Origin of the sequence: Caballeronia zhejiangensis (assembly GCF_022879815.1) — a bacterium.
Lineage (GTDB): Bacteria > Pseudomonadota > Gammaproteobacteria > Burkholderiales > Burkholderiaceae > Caballeronia > Caballeronia zhejiangensis.
This window is the reverse complement of the sequence record NZ_CP084283.1, coordinates 2,368,818-2,393,005: the sequence shown is the minus strand read 5'-3', so window position 1 is coordinate 2,393,005 and position 24,188 is coordinate 2,368,818. Positions and strand designations below refer to the sequence as shown.

Below are 24,188 nucleotides of genomic sequence, written 5' to 3'. Positions count from 1 at the left end.
CTCCTTCTGTTAGTGCGCCTGACGCTGCAGGATGTTCGAGAACTCTTCGATGAAGGTCTCGAAGCGGATCGCCAGACGGTCGATGTCGTGCGCGTAGCGGTTGTACGCGACCACTGCGGGAATCGCGGCGAAGAGGCCGATCGCGGTCGCGACGAGCGCTTCGGCGATGCCGGGCGCCACGTTCGCGAGCGTCGCCTGCTGCACATTGGCGAGACCGCGGAACGAATTCATGATCCCCCACACCGTGCCGAAGAGACCGATATAAGGACTCACGGAACCGACCGACGCGAGGAACGCGAGGTTCGCTTCGAGCACGTCCATTTCGCGCTGGAAGGCGGCGCGCATCGCGCGGCGGGAACCGTCGAGAATCGCGCCCGGATCGGTGATCCGGCGCTCCTTGCCCTTCAGGAATTCACGCATGCCGGATTCGAAGATACGCTCGAGCGCGCCGATCGTGTGACGGTTGTTCGCCGCGCTTTGATACAGCGCCTGCAGGTCGCCGCCCGACCAGAAATCGCGCTCGAAGCGCTCGGTCTGCGCGCGCGCGCGGCGAATGGCAAACCACTTGCGGAAAATGAAGGTCCACGACAGGAGCGACAGCAGCAACAGCAGCGCCATCACGGCCTGCGCGAGCAGGCTCGCGTGAACGACGAGGGAAATGATCGACAGGTCTTGTGTATTGTTCATAAAGGTCTGCTGTTACGTCCCGAAAGGGGCGTCCGGTCAAAGCGTCATGCTTTCGTGAAATGGATGTGAATCAAACGAAAGCCGTGCCGTGGCCGGCTCATGCTCGTTAATGCTTCCTCCGATGCCCTGTTTCGCTTCGGTGTGCGATGAGTTCATCGTTCAGGCTCGGTCTTGATCTGCGCCGCGCGATGCCGCGGCGAGCGTCGCGTGCGGGCCGCGCTTCAATCCTTCGATCACCGCATCCGGAATGGCGGCCGGACGAATCGACGCGCGATCCACCGAGGCAACGCGAATGTCGCCGCTCGCGAGCAGCACGCCGTCGCGCCACGCTTCCTGATGAAAATCCACCGATGCACGGCCGAGGCGCTCGATGCGACTTACAACGCGAATGACGTCATCCAGGCGCGCCGGCGACGAATATTCGACGGCCGTGCGTCTCACGACGAACAGGATGTCGTTCGAATCGGCGAGACGCTGCTGATCGATTCCGCACGCGCGCAGCCATTCGGTGCGCGCCCGTTCGAAGAACTTCAGGTAGTTCGCGTAGAAGACGATGCCGCCGGCGTCGGTGTCCTCGTAATACACCCGAATCGGCCACTCGAAAGTCAACGGATCACTCACCTTTGCGCCGCTCCGCTCGCGCAGAGGCTCATAAACACGATCTGGCTCGCATTTTGACAAATATTCATCGGCGGCATTTTACCGGAACCGGAAGCACCCCCGCCAAATCCTTAGGCAGATATCGGAATCAGCCGCGGTGAATTTGCAACGGTGCGAACGTCTGGGCGACCGGCATCATCTCGATCGCGTTGATGTTCACGTGTGCCGGGCGCGTGGCTATCCAGTAGATCGCGTCGGCGATGTCCTCGGGCGTGAGCGCCTGCACATCCTTATATACAGTCGCGGCTTTGCTGTCGTCGCCCTTGAAGCGCACGTTCGAAAACTCGGTGCCGCCGACGAGCCCCGGCTCGATGTCCGTCACGCGAAGGGCGGTGCCGGCGACGTCCGCGCGCAGGTTCAGGCTGAACTGCCGCACGAACGCCTTCGTCGCGCCGTACACGTTGCCTCCGGCGTACGGGTACGTGCCCGCCACCGATCCCATGTTGAACACATGTCCGCGATTGCGCTCGATCATGCCTGGCAAGATCGCGTGCGTGACCGTCACGAGACCCGTGCAGTTCGTGTCGATCATGTTCTTCCAGTCGTCGAGATTCGCGCGTTGCGCGGGTTCGAGGCCGAGCGCGAGTCCGGCGTTATTCACCAGCACGTCGATCTGCGCGAACGCCTCGGGCAGCGCCGCGACGGCGTTGCGGACGGCGTTTTCGTCGCGTACGTCGAGTTCGACTGGCAGAAGCGCGTCGCCGAGTTCGTTCGACAGCGCGACCAGGCGCTCCTTGCGACGCGCCGCGGCGATCACACGATGGCCGCCTTTGACGAACGTGCGGGCGATGGCGGCGCCAAATCCGGCCGACGCGCCGGTGACAAAAACGATCATGAGCGGACTCCGAAGGGACTGAGACGGGCAAAGCCGACGCGCGCACGGCGACGCGTCCAGCAACGGCGCAAAGCGTACTTCCATTGATGCGGCGCGGCAAGCAACCGTGGGTGCGAACGATCGTGCTTTAAGCGTGGCTGCGCGCCCCTCCGATTGCCCTGTAAGCCGGTTGCCTAAAGCATGGCCGGCCATTACACTACAACGCTCAAACCCCGCGTGACTGGCGATAGAATCTTTGGATTCAAGGTGGAGCGACCCACCAGGAAGCGCGGAGCGTCGTTTTGCCGTTCGCCTGGGCAGCTGAGATCCGCACGCCGTCGCTGCGTTGCTGGTGGCTGTCCGTTCCGCGAAACCGGATTCTTCCTCTATCCGCCGCGCCTGGACTCCATCGGTTTCCAGCGTCTTTTGCGTCTGCTTCGAACGTGGCGCACGCGCGATCCGGTCAACCTGTTTTGATCTCACGGAAAACGTATGTTTGACAGAGCCGAAAGTACCCTCGCCAATGTCGATCCCGAATTGCTCAAGGCGATCGAGCAGGAAAACCGCCGCCAGGAAGATCACATCGAGCTGATCGCGTCGGAAAACTACACCAGCCCGGCCGTAATGGCCGCGCAAGGCTCGCAGCTCACCAACAAGTACGCGGAAGGCTATCCCGGCAAGCGCTATTACGGCGGTTGCGAATATGTGGACATCGTCGAGCAGCTCGCGATCGACCGCGTGAAGCAGCTCTTCGGCGCCGAAGCCGCGAACGTGCAGCCGAACTCCGGCTCGCAGGCGAATCAGGGCGTGTTTTTCGCCGTGCTCAAGCCGGGCGACACGATCATGGGCATGAGCCTCGCCGAAGGCGGTCACCTCACGCACGGCTCGCCGGTCAACATGTCGGGCAAGTGGTTCAACGTCGTGAGCTACGGCCTGAACGAAGCCGAGGACATCGACTACGACAAGACCGAAGCGCTCGCCAAGGAACACAAGCCGAAGCTGATCGTCGCGGGCGCGTCGGCGTTCGCGCTGAAGATCGATTTCGAGCGTCTTTCGAAGATCGCGAAGAGCGTCGGCGCGTACTTCATGGTCGACATGGCGCACTACGCCGGTCTCGTCGCGGCTGGCGTGTATCCGAATCCGGTGCCGCACGCGGACTTCGTCACGACGACCACGCACAAGAGCCTGCGCGGCCCGCGCGGCGGCGTCATTCTGATGAAGGCCGAGTTCGAGAAGCAGATCAACTCGGCCATTTTCCCGGGCATTCAGGGCGGTCCGCTGATGCACGTGATCGCCGCGAAGGCCGTCGCGTTCAAGGAAGCGCTGTCGCCGGAATTCAAGGCGTATCAGCAAGCCGTGGTCGATAACGCGCGCGTCCTGGCCGAAACGCTCGTGAAGCGCGGTCTGCGTATCGTCTCGGGCCACACCGAAAGCCATGTGATGCTCGTCGATCTGCGCGCAAAGAAGATCACCGGCAAGGCAGCGGAAGCCGCGCTCGGCGCCGCGCACATCACGGTCAACAAGAACGCCATTCCGAACGATCCGGAAAAGCCGTTCGTCACGAGCGGCGTGCGCCTCGGCTCGCCCGCGATGACCACGCGCGGCTTCGGCACGAAGGAAGCGGAGATCGTGGGCAACCTGATCGCCGACGTGCTCGACAATCCGGAAGACCAGGCGAACCTCGAGCGCGTGCGCGCGCAAGTGGCCGATCTGACCAAGCGTTTCCCGGTCTACCGTTAATTCGCGAGCACACCGCCGATGCGCTGCCCATTTTGCCGACACGAAGATACCCAGGTCGTGGATTCTCGCGTGTCGGAGGATGGCGCGGCCATTCGGCGGCGGCGGCGCTGTCCTGCGTGCGACAAGCGTTTCACCACGTATGAACGCGTCGAACTGGCGCTGCCGAGCGTCGTCAAGAAAGACGGCAGCCGCACCGAGTTCGATCGACGCAAGATCGTCGCGAGCATGCAGCTTGCGCTGCGAAAGCGCCCGGTCGCCGCCGATGCGATCGATGCCGCCGCGTCGCGCATCGAGTATCAGTTGCTCGGCAGCGGCGAGCGCGAAGTGCAGAGCGAGCGTCTCGGCGAGCTCGTCATGAACGAGCTGCGACAGCTTGATACCATCGCTTACGTGCGTTTCGCCTCCGTCTACAAGCGTTTCGAAGACGTCTCCGAATTCGAAGACGTGCTCGATGAATTCCGGCGCACCGCTCCGAAGAAGTCGAGTTCGCGCAAGCGCTGATCTTTTCCGCTTCGTTTCCTTCCCAAGCCACGTTTCCTGACATTCGCTCGCGCAGTCTGCCCGGTATCGGAGAACGCGAACACTCGGCCATTCGGCTGATATGACTCCGCCTGTCAATAGCGATCGGTTTTGGGTTTGTTGATGTGCGCATCTTGCCGAATTTCCTGAGGGCGACGTAGCAGTAAGTCTCGACGGTGGATCATGCTGATATTCGCGGGTTGGGTACCGCATTACAGAAATCCGCCCAATGAGCCTGCCGCTATCTAATGTCGCAAGTCGGATAGAAATCGTTGCGTAGCCGAATCGCGGGTTACTCGTGTGCCGGGCTACGCCGCCTTCAGGAAACTCCTCCCCATTCGACTAAAAGTTACTCAACCGCAGCATCATGTTGTGAGCGGCTCGCAGGGTATGGCAAGTGACATCGCGAGTCGACTGATGTCCCAAATGAATCCGGCGAGCTCGCGGGCGACCGCGACCACCGCGATGTTCTTCTGCTTGCCGCGCGTGATTAGCTTCCGGAAGCGCCGGCACAGACGCAGTTGCGCGTCCCAGGCTCGGTCCACGATTGGCTTTGGAATACCATCGTGACGACGTTGGATCCCGGGACTCACGCGGGCCGGATGTTGATAGCTCCAGGCCGCTTCGACCAACAGTTTTCTTGCATAGCTGTTGCCGTTTTTGGTGATACTGCCCTGACGGCGTTTTTCTCCTGACGAGTGCTCGGAGGGCGTCACGCCCAGCCAGCCCATCAATTGGCGAGGGTGCGCGAAGCGTGACAGATCACCGAGCTCAGCGAGCATGCCCACTGCCGTGGTGAACTGCACGCCGCGCATCGTCTGCAGGCCCAGAACGGCAGGATAAAAGCGCCAGTTGACGACGGCATCGCGCAACGCGGCCTCCAGCCGGTCGCATTGCGCCAGGCGATCCTCAATGGTGCGTCGATACTCCTCGAACGCCAGTTGCTGCCACGAGCTCTCGAATGCATACGTGCTCACCCAGCGCCGGTGCGCCGGCCCCCAGTCGGCTCGGCCCGTATAGCGCACCCCATGCGAGAGCAGAAAGCCCTTCAACCGTTGTCTGGCGCGCTTCAGATCGTCCTTGGCGCTGACCCACGCGCGAGCCAGATCGCGGAATGCTTCGTCCTCCACGCTGGGGACGTACACCGCTGACAGATCCCCGGCGCGCAGCGACCTCACGAGCTTGACGGCGTCGCGCCGATCGGTCTTGACTCGCTCACCAGGCTTTTTGGGAATCAATGACGGCGCGCACACCATGCAGTCAAACCCCTTCTGCACGAGCTGACGGTAAAGTCCGTAGCCGCACGGACCCGCCTCGTAGACGATGACGATGTGCCGAGCCTTCGACTGAAGGCGCTTGCACAGGCGATCGATATCCGTCTTCGTCGTACCGATTTTGCCGAGAAGTTCGACCTCGCCTGTGCCCAGCGCATAGGCAACTGTAATCGAGTCCTTATGGACGTCGAGCCCTACGTACAGTGTGCTATCGTTTTCCACGCTGGCCTCCGTGATGGATATCGCCGGGTGTGGCCCTGTCCACACCGTGCGGCTCTGGCAGCGATGCTAACCCGCGTCTGATTCCGCGCGCCAGGCCAGCCCCTGCCTCGCGGAGTCATACTGACTAATGGTGGCGCGCCTGACTTATCGCTAGATTGAGCTTTTCGGCTCGATTCGATCGATAAGGCATGCAGACGATTCCCGCATCAAATCAAGATTTCACGCTCGTCGAACTTTGCGTGGTGCTCGCCGTCATGGCGATCCTCGCGACGTTCGCCGCGCCTTCGTTCGTCGCGTGGCAGACGCGCGATCAAGTCGATGCACGGGCGCGCGCGCTCTTTTCCACGCTGTCGCTTGCGCGCGCCGAAGCCGTGCGGCGCGGTGCACGCGTCACGCTTTGCAGGATCGATGCGTCTCGTCATTGCCTCGCATCGGGCCGAAGCTGCGAAAGCGGTGTCACCGACTGGTCGTGCGGATGGGGCTTGTTCGTCGAGCGCGACGGTGTTTCGACGCTTTTGCGCATGCAGCCGGCGATGACATCGGTTTCCATCGCCGGGACATCGACCGAGCTTTCGTTCACGCCGCCTTCGGGGCAGGTGATCGGCGGATTCCGCAGCTTCGAATTCGGTCCGCGCGGCGCCGATTCCGCCGCGAATCCGTCGTCACGTCGATGCATACGGCTCGCGGCAGGCGGCCGGGCGCGCATGACCTCAGGCGGCTGCGGAGCCTCGGCATGAAAGACGTTCAACGTGGAGATTCGCTGATCGAAGTGATGATCGCGCTTACGCTGATGGCCGTGACCGCGCTCGGACTCATCGCGACGCAAAGCGCGCTCGCGCGCGGCGTTGCTGCACGAACGGGCCGCGCTGATCGCAGATTCCGTCGCGGAAGGCATTCGCAGCGATGCGGACCGTGCGGCGATCGTGTCGCAATGGCAGGGGAGAGCGGCGTCGATGCTGCCTGCGGGCGACGTGGCAATATCCGATCGCGCCGATGGCGTGCGCATCGCGACCGTGAGCTGGCACGCGCAAGACCGCTCGAAGCCGTGCCCCGAACAGCAGGCTAAGCCGCTCACGTCGTGCATCGCTGTGGCGTTTGCGCGATGACTCCGCGCTTGCTCTCATCGCGCGGCCATACGCTGCTGGAGATGACGATTGCGCTCGCGCTCGGCATGCTGATCGTGACCGCTTCGCTGTCGCTCTATCGCGGGCAGCGCGCCGCTTTCGACCGCGCCGCCGATGCCGCGCGCATTCACGACGCCGCGTCCAGCGCTTTGGAAATGCTCGCCCAGCAGATCCAGATGGCCGCATTCGCATCGAGCGTGGATTCGCCGGTCGATGCGTCGATGTTCGGTTGCGCGCAAGGCCGCGTGATTGGAGCGGATACAACCGCATCGTGCGAATCGCTCGCAAGCCATTCGGACGGCCTGCAGGTTCGCTATTCAGCCGACGCCGTCTCGACCTGGCCGTCGACCGCAGGCGCGCCGACCGATTGCCTCGGCCAGGCGGTCTCCGCCGCCATCGTCACGAACCGGTTCTACGCGAAGCCGAGCAGTTCCACCGGAGAGCCCGAGTTGTACTGCGAAGGCGGCGGCAGACAGGCGCAGCCGATCGTCGAAGGCATCGAGCGAATGCGGGTGATGTATTGGCTCGCGGGGGCGCCGTCGGCATCGGATGCTTCGGCTATCGCGCGCGAACGCTGGCGCGATGTCCATGCTGCGGACGTATGCATCGTCGTGCGCGGTTTCATCGCACACGCCAAGCGGAAAACGGACTATGTGGATTGCAACGGCTTGCCCGTAACCGTCGAGGACGGCCGCGTTCGCCAGGTCTTCTGGCGGCGCGTCGCGATACGGAATTCGGTGGCGTCGCCGTCCGGAGGCGCGCAATGAAGCGACGTTCGCTGACACGCGCAAGCACGTTGCCGATCGTGCTGATCCTCGCCGCGATGATGTTGATCACGGCTGCCGCATGGCTGCAAACGTCGCTCGTAGCGGCGCGCGCGACCGTCGCGACGCGCGAGCGCGTCCACGCGTTTCATGCCGCGGACAGCGCGTTGATCCGATGCAGCCGAATGCTTTCCCTCGCGTTGCCAACGCCGAGTTCGAAGGACGAGCCGTCGCGATGGCGCGCGAAATCCTCGTTCGACGGACCGTCCGCTGCCGCGATCGCGCCGTTCGCTTCGTGGCCGTACGCGCGCCGCGCCCCGCAATGCCTGATCGAATCGCGGGCCAACGCATCGTATTTGATTACCGCGCGGGGCTTCGGCGCGAATGCCGATTTCGAGGCTTGGCTGCAACTTAGGATCGATACCGCCGATGGCGTGAGCACCCAATATTGGCGGCGCGTCGTCGCTAGGCCGTTTTGAGGATCGATATGAACGAAAAGGGCTTCAGTCTGCTTGAACTGATGATCGCGCTGGGCGTTGCCGCGATCATCGCGACTTTCTCGATCCCGGCGTATCGGGCGCACGTGGTGAAGGCGCATCGGCTCGACGCCGCGTCGGCCTTGCTGCGCGCGGTTCAGTTCGTGGAAACCGCGCGTCTTGCGCAAAAATCGGAAAGCGGCGAGGTGATCGCGCTCGCTTCCGGGCTCGATCGCGCGCCGTCGAGCGGGGCGGCCGTGTACAGCGTGGCCGTGCTGCCGGAAACGCCGACGAACGGCGGTTATGCGATCGAAGCCGTGCCGGTCGGGGCGGGCGCGATGCAGGACGATGTCTGCGGCGTGTTCGTCATCGACGCCACCGGGCTGCGCTGGAATCGCCCGCCTGACGCGACCACGCCGCTCGATGCGGCACAGTCGGCGTCATGCTGGGCGGGGAAGAGTTGATGCGGGTGTCAGAAAACGGTTGGATCGACGGCGTCGTTGGAGGTTTCGGGCGCGGCGTTCTTCATCTGCGTGTAGATGCGCCAGCCTTCCCATCCGGCGAGCGCGAGACCGCCCCATTTGAGCACCGGCTTCGCGCTGTGCAACAGCTTCGTCCGCACCGGCTTGGTGAGTACGAGCGAGGCGAGCGATCCGATGACCGGATACTGCTTGAACAGCAAGCCGACATTGCCCGAGCCGAGCAGCGAAGCGAGCATGCCGCCAATGCCGCCCGCCGAGCCGCCGCGGCCGCGCTTGCCCCAGCGGCGCGAGCCGCCGCTGCCAGGCATCAGGAAGCGCAGCACGCTGAAATGCGTGACCGACGTGCGCAGATCATAGGTGGCTTGCCGCAGCTCCATGCGCTCGACATCCGCGCGGGCGATCAGCAGTTCCTTGCGCAGCGCGCGCATGTGCGGCGTGCGCAGCTTCTGCATCTTGCCGCGCTTGGGAGGCTTGAAGGTGTCGTCGTGTTGGCTCATGGCTTGATTTGGGCGCGGGAATCAACGGAAGGTATCGCGGTCCTTGCGGAATTCGGCGAGCGTGTCGTCGAACATGTTCGGCGCATCGCGCAGATTGCTGCGCGCACGCAGGCCGCATCCGACCGCGATCAGCGCGTACAGAAGGGTGATGCCGCCGAGCGCCTGCCAGCGATACGTGTCCCAGAAAAAGATGGCGATGAGCACCGTCAGGGAGATGAGCGCCATCATCGCGAGCATCATGGCGGCGAGCCCGAGGAAAAGCACGCCGATGAGCCGCTCCTTTTCTTGCTGAAGCTCGATGCCGATGAGTTCAAGGCGCGTCTCGAAGATGGCGAAGGCGGAGCTCAGAATTCGTCGCAACGGTCCGGGAGACGATTGCTGCGTTGGCCGTTCTGTCGTCATGGCTTGAATGCGAGAGGCGCGTTTGGTGCCGCTGTTTGTGGGTCCGGTCGGCGCTCGAGGCAGCCGGCCGGTGCGAGTGTCGAACCGCGCGCCCGGGCGAGGCGCTCGCGGTTCAGTCCAGCGGGGACCGCGACAGAAAGCTGATTAGCAATCTGCGGGCCATTGAATCGAAGACGGGTGCTTTACTTCCGGTTGATCAGAAGTCCGATCACCATGCCGATGCCAGCCGCGATCCCAATGGACGCCCACGGATGCTCGTGCACGTAATCGTCGGTGGCGCGGGCGGCCTTCTTGCCTCGCTCGATCACGACGACTTGCGCGTCGGCGGCTTTTTCCTTGGCTTGCTTCAGACGGGTGAGTGCGGTCTCGCGCAGTTCGGAGGCGCGTTCGCCGGTGGCGGTAGCTGCTTGCTTCAAGAGATCTTCGGCGTCAGCGAGTACTGATTTGATATCCGACATGAATCGCTCCTTGTTGATTTCTGACATTAAAGGCTCCAATCGGTGAGGTTACGCGAATCGTAACCAAAGATGGGATCGCTGACGAGGAGACGTGCGCCCTGCCGCGCTGAATGTCGCAGTTTCCGTTCCAGTCGCATCGGGCCGTGCGCGACAGCCGACGCCTCGTGATTTCATCGACATCGTTTCTAATTGATACGATCTGGCCCGTAAAAGTTTCAGGCGTAGATCGAAAGTTACACACGCCGATGCGCAAATGCACGCGTGAAAACAAAAAGGACTGGCGCAACAAGCGCCAGCCCTTTTCGATTGTGAATGAAGCTTGTTTAGAAAAACGCCTGGATTCCGGTTTGGGCGCGTCCGAGAATCAACGCGTGAATATCGTGCGTGCCTTCGTACGTGTTCACCACTTCGAGGTTCACGAGATGACGCGCGACACCAAATTCATCGGAGATGCCGTTGCCGCCGAGCATGTCGCGCGCGAGCCGGGCGATGTCGAGCGCCTTGCCGCACGAATTGCGCTTCATGATCGACGTGATCTCGACGGCCGCCGTGCCTTCGTCCTTCATGCGGCCGAGGCGCAGCACGCCCTGCAGTCCGAGCGTGATTTCGGTCTGCATGTCGGCGAGCTTTTTCTGAATCAGTTGATTCGCGGCAAGCGGCCGACCGAATTGCTTGCGATCGAGCGTGTACTGTCGCGCCGTGTGCCAGCACGTTTCGGCCGCGCCGAGCGCGCCCCAGGAAATGCCGTAGCGCGCCGAGTTGAGGCAAGTGAACGGACCTTTGAGGCCGCGCACGTTCGGCAGCATGTTCTCTTCGGGGACGAACACTTCGTCCATTACGATCTCGCCGGTGATCGACGCGCGCAAGCCGACCTTGCCGTGAATCGCCGGCGCCGACAGACCCTTCCAGCCTTTCTCGAGGATAAAGCCGCGGATCTCGTCGCGCCCGTCTTCCTCCAGCTTCGCCCAGACGACGAACACATCCGCGATTGGCGAGTTCGAGATCCACATCTTCGTGCCCGACAGCGAGAAGCCGTTCTGCACTTTTTTCGCGCGCGTCGTCATGCTGGCCGGATCGGAACCCGCGTTCGGCTCGGTGAGGCCGAAGCAGCCGATCCACTCGCCGCGCGCGAGCTTCGGCAGATACTTTTCCTTTTGCGCGTCGCTGCCGAACGTGTTGATCGGCACCATCACGAGCGATGACTGCACCGACATCATCGAGCGATAACCCGAATCCACGCGCTCCACTTCACGCGCGATCAGCCCGTAGCACACGTAGTTCAGGCCCGGGCCGCCGTACTGTTCGGGAATCGTCGGTCCGAGCAGGCCCAGTTCGCCCATTTCGCGGAAGATCGCCGGATCGGTCTTCTCCTCGCGAAACGCCTGCATGACGCGCGGCTGCAGTTTGTCCTGCGCGTACGCGCGCGCGGCGTCGCGCACCATGCGTTCGTCTTCGGTCAGTTGCTGATCCAGCAGGAGCGGATCTTCCCAGTTGAAACGGGCGGCGTCGGCCATGTGCAATCTCCTGATTTCATCGTGAAGCGCCGTGCGCCGACCGGCTCGCGTGATCGGCCGAAGCGCGTGACGCTTGACGTGAGTTCCGCTACGCGGAACAATGTTTTGCAAATCAGCTTCGAGTCTATCACCCGATGTCGACAGATTCCAATCGAAATTCCGGGCGCCTCGTCTCGTCGGAGGATGTCGACGAGCGCAAGTTCGTCGTCGCGCTCGCTCGCGGGCTCGACCTGCTGCGCGCGTTTCGTCCCGGCGAGACGCTGCTCGGCAATCGCGATTTCGTCGACCGCACGGGATTGCCGAAGGCGACGGTCAATCGTCTCGCCTACACGCTGACGACGCTCGGCTATCTGCGTTTCGACGAACCCGCGGGCAAATACGCGCTCGATACCGGCGTGCTGTCGCTTGGCTTCACGCTGCTCGCGGGCGCGGACACGCTCGAACTCGCGCGTCCGCACATGCGCGCGCTGGCGCGGGAGATCGGCGCGGCGGTGTCGCTCGGCTGCCGCGACGGGCTCGACATGATCTACCTGGAAACCATCCGCAGCGAGACGGCGCTGACGCTCGGCCTCGCGCCCGGTTCGCGTCTGTCGATGCTCACGAGTTCGATGGGCCGCGCCTATCTCGCCGTGCAGGACGACGCGGCGCGCGAAGCTCTGTTTGAGGAACTCGGCAGGAACGAAGGCGAAGAGAAGGTCGAAGCGGCCCGCCGCTCGATCGAGGATTTCGCGCGCGACGGCTGCTGCTACTCGTTTCGCGAGTGGCACGACGATGTGAACGCCATCGCCGCGCCGGTCCGCGATCTGCGCAACGGACGCTGGCTCGTGCTGTCGAGCAGCGGGCCGGCGTCATCAATGGGCGAAGCGTATTTCCGCGAGACGATCGGCCCGAAGCTGAAGGCGCTTGCCGCGCGTCTCGCGTAACGACTCAGAGCACCGTTCGGACGTGCCAAAGCTCCGGGAACAGCACGACATCGAGCATCTTGCGCAGATACGACGCGCCTGCCGTGCCGCCCGTGCCGCCCTTGAAACCGATGATGCGCTCCACCGTCGTCACATGCCGGAAGCGCCATTGCCGGAACGCGTCTTCGAGATCGACGAGTTCCTCGGCCATCTCGTACAAATCCCAGTGTTGCGACGGATCGCGATACACCGCGAGCCACGCCGCTTCGACAGACGGATCGTGCGTCGTCGGCTGCGTCCAGTCGCGGTTCAGGCGCGCCGGATCGATCGCGAAGCCGCGTCGCGCGAGCAGGCGAATCACTTCGTCATAGAAAGAGGGCGCCTCGAGCGTTTCGCGGACCTGCGCGAGAATCTCCGGCCGATGCGCGTGCGGCTTCAGCATCTGCTCGTTCTTGTTGCCGAGCATGAACTCGATCTGCCGATATTGATGCGACTGAAAGCCCGACGACTGTCCGAGATACGGGCGCATCGCGGTGTATTCGGAGGGCGTCATCGTCGCGAGGACGTTCCACGCCTGCACCAGCTGCTCGAAGATGCGCGACACCCGCGCGAGCATTTTGAACGCGGGCGGCAATTCATCGCGATGCACCGCCGCGAGCGCCGCGCGCAGTTCGTATAGCGCGAGCTTCATCCACAGCTCGCTCGTCTGATGCTGCACGATGAACAGCATCTCGTTGTGATCCGGCGAGAGCGGATGCTGCGCGTTGAGGATCGAATCGAGGCCGAGGTAATCGCCGTAGCTCATCGAATCGGAGAAATCGAGCTTGGCGTCGTGCCAGCCTTTTTCTTGCGTCGCGTTCTGCGCGCCGTGGCCGAAAGGGCAGCCTTGTGTAGTGCTCATGTCGACGTTCCTCTCACGTCACCGATGCGCGCTCGGCGAACTCGGGCGCGCGCCAGCTTTCGGTCGCGAGCACGTCGCGCAGGATTTCGACGGCGTCCCATACATCGACGAAACGTGTATAGAGCGGCGTGAAGCCGAAGCGCAAGATGCGCGGTTCGCGATAATCGCCGATCACGCCGCGCGCGATCAGCGCCTGCATCACTTCATAGCCGTTCGGATGCTCGAAGCTCGCCTGCGAGCCGCGTTGCGCGTGATCGCGCGGCGTCGCGAGCGACAGCGGAAAGTCGCCGCAACGTTCCTCGACGAGCTTGATAAACAAGTCCGAAAGCGCGAGCGATTTGCGACGCAGAGCCTGCATGTCGGTTTGCAGGAAAACATCGAGCCCGCATTCGACGAGCGACATGGACACGATCGGCTGCGTGCCGCAAAGAAAACGGCCGATGCCTTCGTCCGGCCGATACACCGGGCTCATTTCGAACGGCTTCTTGTGCCCCCACCAGCCGGAAAGCGGCTGCGAAAACGCGTTCTGATGGCGCTTCGGCACCCAAACGAACGCGGGCGAACCCGGCCCGCCGTTCAAATACTTGTACGTGCAGCCAACGGCGTAATCCGCGCCCACACCGTTCAGATCGACCGGCACCGCGCCCGCCGAATGCGCGAGATCCCAGACCGCGAGCGCGCCCGCGCGATGAATCGTCTGCGTGAGCGCGGCCATGTCGTGCATGTAGCCGGTGCGATAGTTGACGTGCGTAATCATCGCGATGGCGGTGTTTTCGTCGATGGCCGTCGGCAATTCGGAAGGGTCATCGACGAGACGCAGCTCGTAGCCGCGATCCAGTTGCTCGATCAAGCCCTGCGCGATGTACAGATCGGTCGGAAAGTTCGAACGTTCGGAGACGATCATGCGCCGCTTCGGATCGCGCTCGTTCGCGAGCTTGAGCGCGGCCGACAGGATCTTGAAAAGATTCGCCGAAATCGTATCGGTGACGACGACTTCGTCCTCGCCCGCGCCGATCAGCGGCGCCAGCTTGTTGCCGAGGCGCTTGGGCAGCGCGAACCAGCCGGCCGTGTTCCAGCTCCGGATCAGGCCTTCGCCCCATTCGGCGGCGATCACATCGGCGGCGCGCGCGGCGGCGGCCTTGGGCGGCACGCCGAGCGAGTTGCCGTCGAGATAGATCACGCCGTCGGCGAGCGCGAACTGGTCGCGCAGCGCGCCGAGCGGATCGTCGCGGTCGAGCGCCGCGGCTTCGTCACGATGTTTCATCGAAAAGTCCATAAATTTGAAGATCATCAAGAAAGCGGACGCAGGACGGCGCGAACGGGACTCGCATCGAGCGTCGAGAATTTGAGCGGCAGGGCGATCAGTTCAAAATCGCCGGGCGCGGCGGCATCGAGCACGAGGCCTTCGAGAATCGCCATGCCGTGCGCGCGGATGCGCTTGTGGGCATCCATCGTCTTCGAGTCTTGCGGATCGAGCGACGGCGTATCGATGCCGATGAGCTTCACGCCTTTTTCTGCCAGCAAGTCGATGGTTTCGGGCGCGACGGCGGCGAACGCGCTGTCCCATGCGTCGAGCGGCGCGTTCGTGTAGGTGCGCAACAAAACGCGCGGCGGACAGTCGGCGAGATGCGCGGCGACGTGCGCGGGCGTCACGAGCGGCGACGCGCCGATGCAGTGCACGACGCGGCACGCACCGATGTACGTGTCGAGCGCGACTTCGCCGATCGGCGCGCCGTGTTCGTCGTAGTGAAGCGGGGCATCGGCATGAGAGCCGGTGTGCGGCGAAAGCGTAAGCCGCGCGACGTTGACGGGCGAGCCCGCCTCCATGCGCCACACGCGCTCGATGCCGACCGGCGTATCGCCCGGCCAGACGGGCGTGGCGGGATTGATCGGTGGAGAAATGTCCAGAAGCGTCATGACGCGCCCTAGCAGAAAGCGTGGAGATGCGTCAAATCATAGTCGTGTCATCTCGAAAAGTGCTTGCGAAATAACCACCCAAAACTGTCGCGCTTAGAACATAATTCGATGAAACGGGCTAGGGGACTCAAAAATGACCGGATTCACGCTCGATGCAACGGATTGCCGAATTCTGGCGGTACTGCAGGAAGATGGACGGATCAGTAACCTGGACCTGGCGGAGCGCATCTCGCTCTCGCCGTCGGCGTGTCTTCGCCGAATGCGGCTGCTGGAAGAGGAAGGGGTGATCGCGAGCTATCGCGCGTGCCTCGACCGCGAGCGGCTTGGCATCGAACTGGAGGCGTTCGTCCACGTTTCGATGCGCAATGACCAGGAAAATTGGCACGAGAAGTTCGCCGCGGCTGTGCGCGAATGGCCCGAAGTGGTCGGCGCGTTCGTCGTCACGGGCGACACGCATTACGTGCTGCGCGTGCTTGCGCATAACCTCAAACACTACTCCGACTTCATTCTCTCGAAGCTCTACAAGGCGCCTGGCGTGATCGACATTCGCTCGAACATCGTGTTGCAGACGATGAAGGACGACGCGGGCGTGCCGGTCGCGCTGATCGAGCAGCCGGGGCGCGGCCACACCGCGTAAGTTATTCGAGCGGTCCGAGCGTGTGAAAAGCGCCCGCCTGGAAGACGAGCGGCGCGACGTCGCCTGCGTCTTCGCGCACGCCGCATCGCTCCACTTCGCCGACGAAGATCACGTGATCGCCTTCGTCGTAGCGGCTGCGATTGTGGCATTCGAACCACGCGAGCGCGCCGTCGAGCACGGGCATGCCGGTATCGCCGGCGGCGTGCGAGACGCCCGCGAAGCGGTCGCCCTTGACGGTCGCGAAGCGCTTGCACAGGTCGATCTGCGACGCCGCGAGCACATTCACCACGTAGTGGCTATTGGCGCGGAACACCGGCATCGACGCCGATTTCGTCGCGAGACTCCACAGCACGAGCGGCGGATTCAGCGACACCGAGTTGAACGAACTCGCGGTGATACCGATCAACTGGCCGGATTCGGTGCGCGTCGTGATGACCGTGACGCCGGTCGCAAACTGGCCGAGCGCGGCGCGAAACGCGGTCGGATCGAAATTCGGGGTTTTGGCGCGTGTCATTCGGCAGATCGGCAGGCAAATGGGCGGTCGAGTGTGTCGTGTGCTACCGAGCCGGCCGCGCGTCGCGCTTCAGTCGGAAGAACCTTTTCAGAAGCCATGTAAAAGCTGGAGATTTGTGTCGATTCTATCGGAATCGGCTGCCGCCGGCCGTCGAATGACCGTACTGCGGCAGCAAGTTCTCTGCCGCACGAGGGCTTTCTGCGCGGCGTGCGCAAACCTAGTAAGCTCGATTCATCGCGCCCGGGCGATTGAATAACCGGACGGACGCATCCATATGCATGATCCGCGGCGTGGCCGCATGCACTTGATGAGGAGCTTGCCTTATGACTCAACCCGGACTTGAGACCGCGACACTCGGCGGCGGATGTTTCTGGTGCACCGAAGCCGTGTTTCTCGCGGTGCAGGGCGTGGAGTCGGTCGAATCGGGCTATGCGGGCGGCAAGGTGGTGAATCCGTCGTACGAGCAGGTTTGCAGCGGCGACACCGGTCACGCGGAAGTGGTGAAGGTCGTGTTCGATCCGTCGGTCATCACGTATCGCGAAGTGCTCGAGATCTTCTTCGCGACGCACGATCCGACGCAGCTCAACCGACAAGGCAACGATGTGGGCACGCAGTATCGCTCGGCCGTTTTCACGCATTCGGACGAACAGCGCAAGACGGCGCTCGAAGTCATCGACGAGTTGCAGCGCGAGGATGTCTACGGCGGCAAGATCGTCACGCAAGTCGTGCCGCTCGACGACGATTACTATCCGGCCGAGGCGTATCACCAAAACTACTTCGCGCAGCATCCGAATCAGGGATATTGCGCGGCGGTCGTCGGGCCGAAGGTCGCGAAGTTTCGCAAGAAGTTCGTGCATCGCCTGAAGGCGTGATGCGCGTCTAGCCGCTAGTCGATCCGCGCGCGCTCGCATGCCTGCGCGATGCCGCGCGCGAGTTCGAAGCAGGTCAGCGGCGCGGAGCCTTCCGCCTTGTTGTTCGCCGCGATCACGACCGGCTGGCCCGCGATCGCATATCGCGCGGCCAGTTCGGCGAGCGCTTGGCGCGTGTCGAGGTCTTCGTCGACGATCTTGTCGAACGGCTCGTACTTCGCTTTCGCCTGCTCGTATTTGAAGCCGCTGTGCAGACTCCAGCGCACGATGAGCGGTCCCATTTTTTCTTCATCGAGCAGCGCGAGCGCTTTCGCCTGACGGCGCACGTCCGGCATGCGCGCATGAACGCCGATGCAATACCGCACGTTCGCGTCACGCAATGCGCGGATAAAGCGCGGCGTGAGCATCGCGGCGTCGCGGATCTCGACGGCGTAGCACGCGTCGCCTTCGAGCGGCGGCAGCGCTTGCAGAAACGCCGACAGCCGTTCGATGAAGCGCGCCGGCTCGACGATCATCGCGTCGGGCAGCGGCGAGAACTGGAACACGAGCGCGCCCGCTTTTTCGCCGAGACCGCCGATGCACGGCGTCACGAACTCGTCGATGGCGATCTGCGCATTCAGGAACGCGGGATTTTCCGCGTCCGGCGTGCCGCGCTCGCCGCGGATGAAGGCATCGGTGACGGATGCGGGCGCTTTCACGATGAAGCGGAAATGCGCGGGCACTTGCGACGCGTGACGCGCGTAATCGGCGAGCGACAGCGGCGCGTAAAACGACCGGTCGATGGAGACGCTCTTCAGGAGCGGATGCGCGCCATAAGCGGTGAGGCCGTCGCGGGAGAGTTTGGTGTTCGAGTAGTCATCGCCATAAACGATGCCGCGCCAGCCGGGAAACGACCACGTCGATGTGCCGAGATGGATCGCGTCCGGAAGACGCTTCGCGAGGGCTTCGAGTTCGGGTTGCAAGGGCGCGGGAAGGACGCCGCGCGGTTTGGGTTGTCTCGGCGGTTTGGCTGCTTCGATAGAAGCTGGCGCGGACTCGCCGAAAAGATCCAACGCTTGATCCGTCGTGATGGTGACTTCGTGCTTTCGAGGTTCGGCTTCGTTGTTCACACGGTTGTGAGTGTTCATGAGTGGCAAGCCGAAATTCAGAAGAATCGACGCGACTTGAGCGACGATGCGCGAAAGAAGTCGCAGTGTAGCGGATAGAATATCCGAGTGTCCGGGCAGGGGATCCGGGATGAGACAGGAGTATGAGATGGGAACGCGCTACGAACAGGACGTCGTGCTCTGGGCGAAAGAGCAAGCGGCATTGCTGCGCTCGGGGCAGCTCTCGGCTCTGGACATCGAGCATATCGCGGAGGAGATCGAGGACGTGGGTAAGAGTGAACAGCGAGAACTGGTGAGTCGTCTCACTGTTTTGTTAGCCCATTTGCTCAAATGGCAGTATCAGCCAGGGCGGCGTGGCAATAGCTGGAGGCGCACGATCGCAGTGCAACGCAAGGACGTGGCCCTGGTGCTCGATGAAGCGCCCAGCTTGAAAGGCAAGTTCAGCGATTCGGAGTGGTTCGCGTTCGTATGGGAAAAAGCGGTCGTGGCAGCCTCGAACGAAACCGGTCTGGAAGATTTTCCGGAACGCTGTCCCTGGTCGGTCGAGCAGATCATGGACGGCGAATTCTTGCCCGGATAGTCGAAAAAACAGGCGCGGCACCGGAAAGCGCTGCGCCTGATTCAAGCATCAGCCCCCGTCTCAGAGCGCCTTCTCATAGATATACCGCCGCGACCACGGCAGCGTCGTCGCGCTGCGTCCCGCCTTGCGGCAGATCACCTGATAGATCGACACGTCGTCGTTCTCGAACGCATACGCGCAGCCCGCGAGATACACGCGCCAGATGCGGAAATGCTCATCGTCGACGAGCTTCTTCGCTTGCTCCGCGTTGGCCTCGAACCGCTCGGCCCAGATGTCGAGCGTGCGCGCGTAATGCCGCCGCAGGCTTTCGACGTCGATCGCCTCCAGCCCGCCGCGCTGCATGCATTCGAGCGCGAGGCTGATGTGCGGCAGTTCGCCGTCCGGAAACACATACTTGTCGATGAACTCGCCGCCGCCGAGCGATGTCTCGCCGCTGTCGGCATCGGAAGACGTGATGCCGTGGTTCATCGCGACGCCGTCATCGACAAGCAGATCGCGAATCCTCGAGAAGTATTCCGGCAGATTCTTGCGTCCGACGTGCTCGAACATCCCGACGCTCGTGATGCGGTCGAACTGCCCCGGAATATCGCGATAGTCTTGAAGGCGAATTTCGATCCGGTCGGCGAGGCCCGCGGCTTTCACGCGCTCGGTCGCGAGCTTGAACTGATTCTCCGAAAGCGTGACGCCGACGCAATTCGCGCCGAACTTCTGCGCCGCGCGGATCACGAGCGCGCCCCAGCCGCAGCCGATATCGAGCAGGCGCTGGCCCGGCTGCAACTGGATCTTCGTGAGAATGTGGTCGATCTTCTTCAACTGCGCGGTGTCGATGTCTTCGTCGCCATTCTCGAAGTAGGCGCAGGAATACACCATGTTCTTGTCGAGCCAGAGCTGATAAAACTCGTTCGACACATCGTAGTGGTACTGAATGGCTTTCTTGTCCGACGTCTTCGAATGATTGAAGTAGCGTCGCACGCGGGCGAGCTTGCTCGCGCTCGTCACCGTGCTTTTCGCGAGCGAGTAGCCGATGTTGATGATGTCGGACAGCTTGCCTTCGATGTCGATCTTGCCCTTCACGTAAGCTTCGCCGAGATTGTCGAGACTCGGTTCGAGCAGATAGGGCAGCGCGGTCGCGCTCTTTACGTGCAACGTCACCTGAGGCGCGGCGAACTGGCCGAAATCGTGCTGCTGGCCATCCCACAGCACGAGACGCGCGGGCAAATTGGCCCGCGCGCGCACTTCCTCAACCCACTGCGTCAGCTTCTTCTCCCAGAACATGCTTGTTTCTCCGCGCTAAAGAAAATCAAGGTGAAGGCTCGCGCCTTCATGTTCGTTGCCGTTGCGATCTCGGTTGCTGCCAATGCCCGCGTTTTATTGACTTACGGCGCGAGTCTCATGATTTGCCACGGATCGCCCGCGCCGTCCCGCGTGTACACGATGCGGTCGTGCAGGCGCGACGGGCGTCCCTGCCAGAATTCGACGGTGTCCGGCACCAGACGATATCCGCCCCAGTGCGGCGGGCGCGGCGGCGCGTCGCCGTACTTCGCGATCATCTCGCGCTCGCGCGCTTCCAGCGCCTCGCGGCTTTCGAGCGGCTGACTCTGATCCGATGCCCACGCGCCGATGCGCGAGCCGAGCGGACGCGACGCGTAATACACATCGCTCTCCTCATCGCTCGTCTTTTCGACGCGGCCCTCGATGCGCACCTGACGCTCGAGCTCGATCCAGTGGAACAGCAGGCTCGCGGCCGGATTCGCGGCGAGTTCGCGGCCCTTGCGGCTATCGTAATTGGTAAAAAAAACAAATCCGCGTTCGTCGACGCCCTTGATGAGCACGATGCGCGCGGACGGACGGCCTTGGCCATCGACGGTCGCAAGCGTCATCGCATTCGGTTCGGGCAGCTTCGCATCGAGCGCCTGGGCGAACCAGGTTTGAAACTGGCTTATCGGATTCGGGTCGACGTCGGATACATCGAGCGCGCCGCGCGAATAGTTTTTGCGAAGGTCTGCGAGGGTCGTCATTTTTTATGCAAGCGCTACAGTCGCGTCAGTATAGCCAAGGTGAAACGATCTTGCCCTGATTACCCATGGCCCGCACCGCGTGCCGGGAGCGCGGCAGTCGCGGCTATCACGTTCATGGTTTCGATAAGGCAGAATACGCAATTCGACCGCATTTTGCATGATCGAACTACCACGTTCGCGAACTCGATAGCCGTCTGTAAGCGTTGCTTGACGCCGCACAACGTGCGGTGCACTTCGGCAGCTTTTAGTTTGCTTTCAATGCATCCGATTTCATCCATCCGCACGACATGAACGCTTCATCCGAAACCACTGCGACGCCCAGCGTCCACGAACTCGCCGATCGCGACCGGCGCTTCGGCGGCATCGCGCGCCTCTACGGCGCGCCTGCGCTCGCCGCGTTCGAGCGGGCGCATGTCGCCGTGATCGGCATCGGCGGAGTGGGTTCGTGGGTTGCCGAGGCGCTTGCGCGCAGTGCTGTCGGCCGGCTTACGCTGATCGATCTCGATAACGTCGCCGAAAGCAATACGAATCGTCAGATTCACGCGCTCGACGGCAACTACGGCAAGGCGAAAGTCACGGCGATGGCCGAGCGCATCAAACTGATCGATCCGGCGTGCGACGTGCGGCAGATCGAAGACTTCGCGGAGCCGGGCAATTTCGATGAAACGCTCGGCGGCGGTTTCGACTATGTGATCGACGCGATCGACAGCGTGCGTACGAAAACGGCGCTCATCGCGTGGTGCGTGGCGCGCAAGCAGGCGCTCATCACGGTCGGCGGCGCGGGCGGGCAGCTCGATCCGACGCGCATTCGCATCGACGATCTCGCGCTCACGATTCAGGATCCGCTGCTCTCGAAAGTGCGCGGCCAGTTGCGCAAGCTGCACGGTTTTCCGCGCGGACCGAAGGCGCGATTCAAGGTGAGCGCGGTGTATTCGGATGAGCCGCTGATCTATCCCGAAGCGCCCGCGTGCGACATCAGCGAAGGCGCCGAACATCTCGAAACCGGCGCGAATTACGCGGGGCCCGTCGGGCTGAATTGCGCGGGCTTCGGTTCGAGCGTGTGCGTGACGGCGAGCTTCGGCTTCGCGGCGGCCGCGCATGTCTTGCGCGAATTGGCGAAGCGCGCCGCCTGAAACGAAAATGGCCAGCTTCGATAGCTGTCCATTTTTTCATCCAAAGCCGGCGATCGATCGACGATCAGTTGATCGCCGCGCTTAACTTGCGCCGCCACTGCGAAACGAGATCCGGCTGATTCGCGGCGAGTTCGAACACCGACAGCATCGTCTTGCGGCCGACGTCGTCCATGAAGGCGCGGTCGCGCACGACGATCGCAAGCAGATGTTCGAGCGCGCCAGCATAATCGCGGCCCGCGATCAGCCGATTGGCCAGGGCGAAGCGCGCATCGAGATCGTCGGGATTCGCGTTCACGGCGTCGATGAGCGCGTCGGCGGGCGGCAGATCGGCGGCTGCATCGGCGGCGTCGAGCTCGGTCTTCAACGCGTTGTAGCGCGCGTCGATGCCTTGCGTCGTCTTCGGCGACAACAGCTTGACCTCTTCCTTCGCTTCGTCGATGCGGCGTTCCGCGATCAGCCATTCGATCAGATCGAGACGCGCGTCCTCGTAACCCGGATCGAGCGCGAGCGCGGCCTTGATGGTGTCGATCGCGAGCTGGCGATCGCCCGCGGCCCACGCGCTCTGCGCGGCGCGGCGCTCGGCATCGGCGCCGGCGGGCACGAGACGGTCGATGAACTCGCGCAACTGGCCTTCCGGCAGCACGCCGATGAACTGATCGACCGGCCGTCCTTCCGCGAACGCAATGACGTGCGGAATGCTGCGCACCTGGAAATGCGCGGCGAGTTCCTGATTCTCGTCGACGTTCACCTTGACGAGATTCCAGGCGCCCGCCGCTTCGACTTCGAGCTTCTCGAGCATCGGGCCGAGCGTCTTGCACGGGCCGCACCAGGGCGCCCAGAAATCGACGAGCACGGGCGCGAGCATCGACGCGTTGATGACATCTTTCTCGAATGTGGCGAGGGTCGTATCCATGCGTTTTCTCCTAATGCTTTCGGTCGCTCCCGATTACGTGGGGACGACACAGCCGGTTCTCAAGCGTCAGGCTTCGGGCGCGCGATTCTCGCGGCGCTGCGGCGGCAGCGGAATGAACTCGGTCTCGCCGGGCACGTGGCCCATGCGCTGTTCGCTCCAGGCGATCTTGGCCGCGTCGATCTTCTCGCGCGAACTCGACACGAAATTCCATTCGATGAAGCGCGCGCCGTCGAGCGGCGCGCCGCCGAGCAGCATCGTGACCGCGCCGTTCGCGCTCGTCAGCTTCGCGTCGGCGCCGGGCGCGAGCACGGCCATCTGCTGTTCGGGCAGCGGTTCGCCGTCGATCGACAAATCGCCGCTCACGAGATACACGCCGCGCTCCTCGTGCTCCGTATCGAGCGTGATCGCGCTGCCGGGCGTGAACTGCGCGGCGACATAAAGCGTCGGCGAAAACGTGCGCGTGGGCGCTTTCGCGCCGAACGCCGTGCCCGCGATGATGCGCAGCGTGACGCCGTCGCGCTCGATCTGCGGCAACGCCGCCGCTGCGTGATGCTCGAATGCCGGCTCGATGTCCTCGCTCGCGGCGGGCATCGCGACCCACGTCTGGATGCCGTGCATCGTCTGGCCGGATGCGCGTTCCTCGTCGGGCGTGCGCTCGGAATGGACGATGCCGCGGCCCGCGGTCATCCAGTTGACGTCGCCGGGAACGATCTTCTGCACGGAGCCGACGCTATCGCGATGCATGATCGCGCCGTCGAACAGATACGTGACCGTCGCGAGCCCGATATGCGGATGCGGACGCACGTCGAGGCCGGTTCCGGGCACGAGCGTTGCGGGACCGATATGGTCGAAAAAGATGAAGGGTCCGACGGTGCGCGCCGCGGGGGCGGGTAGCACGCGCCGCACCATGAGGCCGCCGACGTCATGGTGGTGTGGCTTCAGCAATGCGCGGATCGTCGAAGGCATGGCGGTTCCGGAAGGAAGATCGCGCGCCGGAATGGCGCGTGGATCAGCCGATTCTACCGGCCGATGCCGCGCGGCGCAGGCGTTGCCGCCGAGACTTTC

The 24,188-nt window shown here is 63.1% G+C and carries 29 protein-coding genes and 1 riboswitch; of the genes, 12 read left to right on the top strand and 17 right to left on the bottom strand.

All coding sequences use genetic code 11. The features are described 5' to 3' along the window. Positions 1-9: 9 nt before the first annotated feature. The 3 genes from tolQ to ydfG all read right to left on the bottom strand — a co-directional run bounded on the left by tolQ (position 10) and on the right by ydfG (position 2,182). The gene (gene tolQ / locus LDZ23_RS11445; protein WP_008342801.1) at positions 10-687 is read right to left on the bottom strand and encodes a protein TolQ; all 678 of its coding nucleotides are present in this window, start codon (positions 685-687) and stop codon (positions 10-12) included. 159 nt (positions 688-846) lie between these two features. After that, positions 847-1,308, bottom strand: a complete 462-nt coding sequence (gene ybgC, locus LDZ23_RS11440; protein ID WP_175980474.1) for a tol-pal system-associated acyl-CoA thioesterase — start codon at positions 1,306-1,308, stop codon at positions 847-849. Positions 1,309-1,435: 127 nt separating this feature from the next. Beyond that, positions 1,436-2,182 (bottom strand): bifunctional NADP-dependent 3-hydroxy acid dehydrogenase/3-hydroxypropionate dehydrogenase YdfG, encoded by a 747-nt coding sequence (ydfG, locus tag LDZ23_RS11435; protein WP_008342797.1) that lies wholly within the window; start codon positions 2,180-2,182, stop codon positions 1,436-1,438. A 206-nt stretch (positions 2,183-2,388) separates the two neighbouring features. Then, positions 2,389-2,487: riboswitch (ZMP/ZTP riboswitch) on the top strand. A gap of 166 nt (positions 2,488-2,653) precedes the next feature. Here ydfG and glyA point away from each other — a divergent pair. Together glyA and nrdR are read left to right on the top strand one after the other, a co-directional pair. Continuing rightward, entirely contained in the window at positions 2,654-3,901 is a 1,248-nt protein-coding gene (glyA, locus tag LDZ23_RS11430) for a serine hydroxymethyltransferase (RefSeq protein WP_034471530.1), read from the top strand. 18 nt (positions 3,902-3,919) lie between these two features. Continuing rightward, positions 3,920-4,402: a transcriptional regulator NrdR gene (gene nrdR / locus LDZ23_RS11425; RefSeq protein WP_008342795.1), complete on the top strand. Its 483-nt coding sequence runs from the start codon at positions 3,920-3,922 to the stop codon at positions 4,400-4,402. A gap of 383 nt (positions 4,403-4,785) precedes the next feature. Here the strand turns inward: nrdR and LDZ23_RS11420 are convergent, their stop codons facing one another. After that, the gene (locus LDZ23_RS11420; protein ID WP_244807608.1) at positions 4,786-5,916 is read right to left on the bottom strand and encodes an IS110 family RNA-guided transposase; all 1,131 of its coding nucleotides are present in this window, start codon (positions 5,914-5,916) and stop codon (positions 4,786-4,788) included. Between the two features lie 188 nt (positions 5,917-6,104). On the opposite strand from LDZ23_RS11420, the gene LDZ23_RS11415 reads away from it, so the two are divergent. The 5 genes from LDZ23_RS11415 to LDZ23_RS11395 all read left to right on the top strand — a co-directional run bounded on the left by LDZ23_RS11415 (position 6,105) and on the right by LDZ23_RS11395 (position 8,744). Continuing rightward, a complete protein-coding gene (locus LDZ23_RS11415; RefSeq protein WP_244807607.1) occupies positions 6,105-6,653 on the top strand; it encodes a GspH/FimT family pseudopilin in 549 nt (182 codons plus the stop codon). Positions 6,654-6,761: 108 nt separating this feature from the next. Next, positions 6,762-7,022: a hypothetical protein gene (locus LDZ23_RS11410; RefSeq protein WP_008342791.1), complete on the top strand. Its 261-nt coding sequence runs from the start codon at positions 6,762-6,764 to the stop codon at positions 7,020-7,022. Further along, entirely contained in the window at positions 7,019-7,807 is a 789-nt protein-coding gene (locus LDZ23_RS11405; RefSeq protein WP_244807606.1) for a PilW family protein, read from the top strand. The genes LDZ23_RS11410 and LDZ23_RS11405 overlap by 4 nt, the downstream gene beginning before the upstream one ends. Then, positions 7,804-8,283 (top strand): pilus assembly PilX family protein, encoded by a 480-nt coding sequence (locus tag LDZ23_RS11400; RefSeq protein WP_244807605.1) that lies wholly within the window; start codon positions 7,804-7,806, stop codon positions 8,281-8,283. Before LDZ23_RS11405 ends, LDZ23_RS11400 begins: the two co-directional genes overlap by 4 nt. 8 nt (positions 8,284-8,291) lie before the next feature. Continuing rightward, on the top strand, positions 8,292-8,744 hold the full coding sequence (locus tag LDZ23_RS11395) for a type IV pilin protein (RefSeq protein ID WP_244807604.1): 453 nt from the start codon (positions 8,292-8,294) through the stop codon (positions 8,742-8,744). An 8-nt stretch (positions 8,745-8,752) separates the two neighbouring features. Here the strand turns inward: LDZ23_RS11395 and LDZ23_RS11390 are convergent, their stop codons facing one another. The 4 genes from LDZ23_RS11390 to LDZ23_RS11375 form a co-directional block, all read right to left on the bottom strand. Further along, a complete protein-coding gene (locus LDZ23_RS11390) occupies positions 8,753-9,259 on the bottom strand; it encodes a DUF3318 domain-containing protein (protein WP_008342783.1) in 507 nt (168 codons plus the stop codon). A gap of 21 nt (positions 9,260-9,280) precedes the next feature. After that, positions 9,281-9,661, bottom strand: coding sequence for a phage holin family protein (locus tag LDZ23_RS11385; RefSeq protein WP_244807603.1), 381 nt, complete (start codon positions 9,659-9,661; stop codon positions 9,281-9,283). A 182-nt stretch (positions 9,662-9,843) separates the two neighbouring features. Further along, positions 9,844-10,146: an ElaB/YgaM/YqjD family protein gene (locus tag LDZ23_RS11380; RefSeq protein WP_008342781.1), complete on the bottom strand. Its 303-nt coding sequence runs from the start codon at positions 10,144-10,146 to the stop codon at positions 9,844-9,846. Positions 10,147-10,442: 296 nt separating this feature from the next. Continuing rightward, positions 10,443-11,633: an acyl-CoA dehydrogenase gene (locus tag LDZ23_RS11375; RefSeq protein WP_008342779.1), complete on the bottom strand. Its 1,191-nt coding sequence runs from the start codon at positions 11,631-11,633 to the stop codon at positions 10,443-10,445. A 134-nt stretch (positions 11,634-11,767) separates the two neighbouring features. On the opposite strand from LDZ23_RS11375, the gene LDZ23_RS11370 reads away from it, so the two are divergent. After that, positions 11,768-12,556 (top strand): IclR family transcriptional regulator, encoded by a 789-nt coding sequence (locus LDZ23_RS11370; RefSeq protein ID WP_244807602.1) that lies wholly within the window; start codon positions 11,768-11,770, stop codon positions 12,554-12,556. 4 nt (positions 12,557-12,560) lie between these two features. On the opposite strand, the gene kynA is transcribed toward LDZ23_RS11370, so the two are convergent. Genes kynA through kynB form a run of 3 tightly spaced genes read right to left on the bottom strand, consistent with a single transcriptional unit; the run spans position 12,561 to position 15,353 of the window. Beyond that, positions 12,561-13,436, bottom strand: coding sequence for a tryptophan 2,3-dioxygenase (gene kynA / locus LDZ23_RS11365; protein WP_175980471.1), 876 nt, complete (start codon positions 13,434-13,436; stop codon positions 12,561-12,563). 13 nt (positions 13,437-13,449) lie between these two features. Further along, the gene (gene kynU, locus LDZ23_RS11360) at positions 13,450-14,700 is read right to left on the bottom strand and encodes a kynureninase (RefSeq protein WP_244807601.1); all 1,251 of its coding nucleotides are present in this window, start codon (positions 14,698-14,700) and stop codon (positions 13,450-13,452) included. Positions 14,701-14,726: 26 nt separating this feature from the next. After that, a complete protein-coding gene (gene kynB / locus LDZ23_RS11355) occupies positions 14,727-15,353 on the bottom strand; it encodes an arylformamidase (protein ID WP_244807600.1) in 627 nt (208 codons plus the stop codon). A gap of 133 nt (positions 15,354-15,486) precedes the next feature. Here kynB and LDZ23_RS11350 point away from each other — a divergent pair, with 133 nt between their 5' ends. Beyond that, a complete protein-coding gene (locus LDZ23_RS11350) occupies positions 15,487-15,990 on the top strand; it encodes an Lrp/AsnC family transcriptional regulator (RefSeq protein WP_008342772.1) in 504 nt (167 codons plus the stop codon). A gap of 1 nt (position 15,991) precedes the next feature. Here LDZ23_RS11350 and LDZ23_RS11345 read toward each other — a convergent pair whose 3' ends face one another. After that, positions 15,992-16,504 (bottom strand): flavin reductase family protein, encoded by a 513-nt coding sequence (locus tag LDZ23_RS11345; RefSeq protein ID WP_244807599.1) that lies wholly within the window; start codon positions 16,502-16,504, stop codon positions 15,992-15,994. Positions 16,505-16,827: 323 nt separating this feature from the next. Between LDZ23_RS11345 and msrA the strand changes: the two genes are divergently transcribed. Further along, on the top strand, positions 16,828-17,376 hold the full coding sequence (gene msrA, locus LDZ23_RS11340) for a peptide-methionine (S)-S-oxide reductase MsrA (RefSeq protein ID WP_008342768.1): 549 nt from the start codon (positions 16,828-16,830) through the stop codon (positions 17,374-17,376). Positions 17,377-17,390: 14 nt separating this feature from the next. Here the strand turns inward: msrA and LDZ23_RS11335 are convergent, their stop codons facing one another. Further along, entirely contained in the window at positions 17,391-18,500 is a 1,110-nt protein-coding gene (locus LDZ23_RS11335; RefSeq protein WP_244807598.1) for a DUF72 domain-containing protein, read from the bottom strand. Positions 18,501-18,627: 127 nt separating this feature from the next. Between LDZ23_RS11335 and LDZ23_RS11330 the strand changes: the two genes are divergently transcribed. Then, positions 18,628-19,059 carry a DUF29 domain-containing protein gene (locus LDZ23_RS11330; RefSeq protein ID WP_244807597.1) on the top strand — a complete coding sequence of 144 codons (432 nt, stop codon included), beginning with the start codon at positions 18,628-18,630 and terminating at the stop codon, positions 19,057-19,059. Between the two features lie 60 nt (positions 19,060-19,119). Here the strand turns inward: LDZ23_RS11330 and LDZ23_RS11325 are convergent, their stop codons facing one another. Beyond that, a complete protein-coding gene (locus LDZ23_RS11325; RefSeq protein WP_008342762.1) occupies positions 19,120-20,334 on the bottom strand; it encodes a class I SAM-dependent methyltransferase in 1,215 nt (404 codons plus the stop codon). A 101-nt stretch (positions 20,335-20,435) separates the two neighbouring features. Continuing rightward, positions 20,436-21,077 carry a pyridoxamine 5'-phosphate oxidase gene (gene pdxH, locus LDZ23_RS11320; protein ID WP_034471562.1) on the bottom strand — a complete coding sequence of 214 codons (642 nt, stop codon included), beginning with the start codon at positions 21,075-21,077 and terminating at the stop codon, positions 20,436-20,438. Positions 21,078-21,364: 287 nt separating this feature from the next. On the opposite strand from pdxH, the gene LDZ23_RS11315 reads away from it, so the two are divergent. Then, positions 21,365-22,210: a tRNA threonylcarbamoyladenosine dehydratase gene (locus tag LDZ23_RS11315; protein ID WP_175980466.1), complete on the top strand. Its 846-nt coding sequence runs from the start codon at positions 21,365-21,367 to the stop codon at positions 22,208-22,210. Positions 22,211-22,274: 64 nt separating this feature from the next. On the opposite strand, the gene trxA is transcribed toward LDZ23_RS11315, so the two are convergent. Both trxA and LDZ23_RS11305 read right to left on the bottom strand, forming a co-directional pair. Further along, positions 22,275-23,123: a thioredoxin gene (trxA, locus tag LDZ23_RS11310; RefSeq protein WP_244807596.1), complete on the bottom strand. Its 849-nt coding sequence runs from the start codon at positions 23,121-23,123 to the stop codon at positions 22,275-22,277. Positions 23,124-23,189: 66 nt separating this feature from the next. Beyond that, positions 23,190-24,089 carry a pirin family protein gene (locus LDZ23_RS11305; protein ID WP_244807595.1) on the bottom strand — a complete coding sequence of 300 codons (900 nt, stop codon included), beginning with the start codon at positions 24,087-24,089 and terminating at the stop codon, positions 23,190-23,192. Positions 24,090-24,188 lie beyond the last annotated feature (99 nt).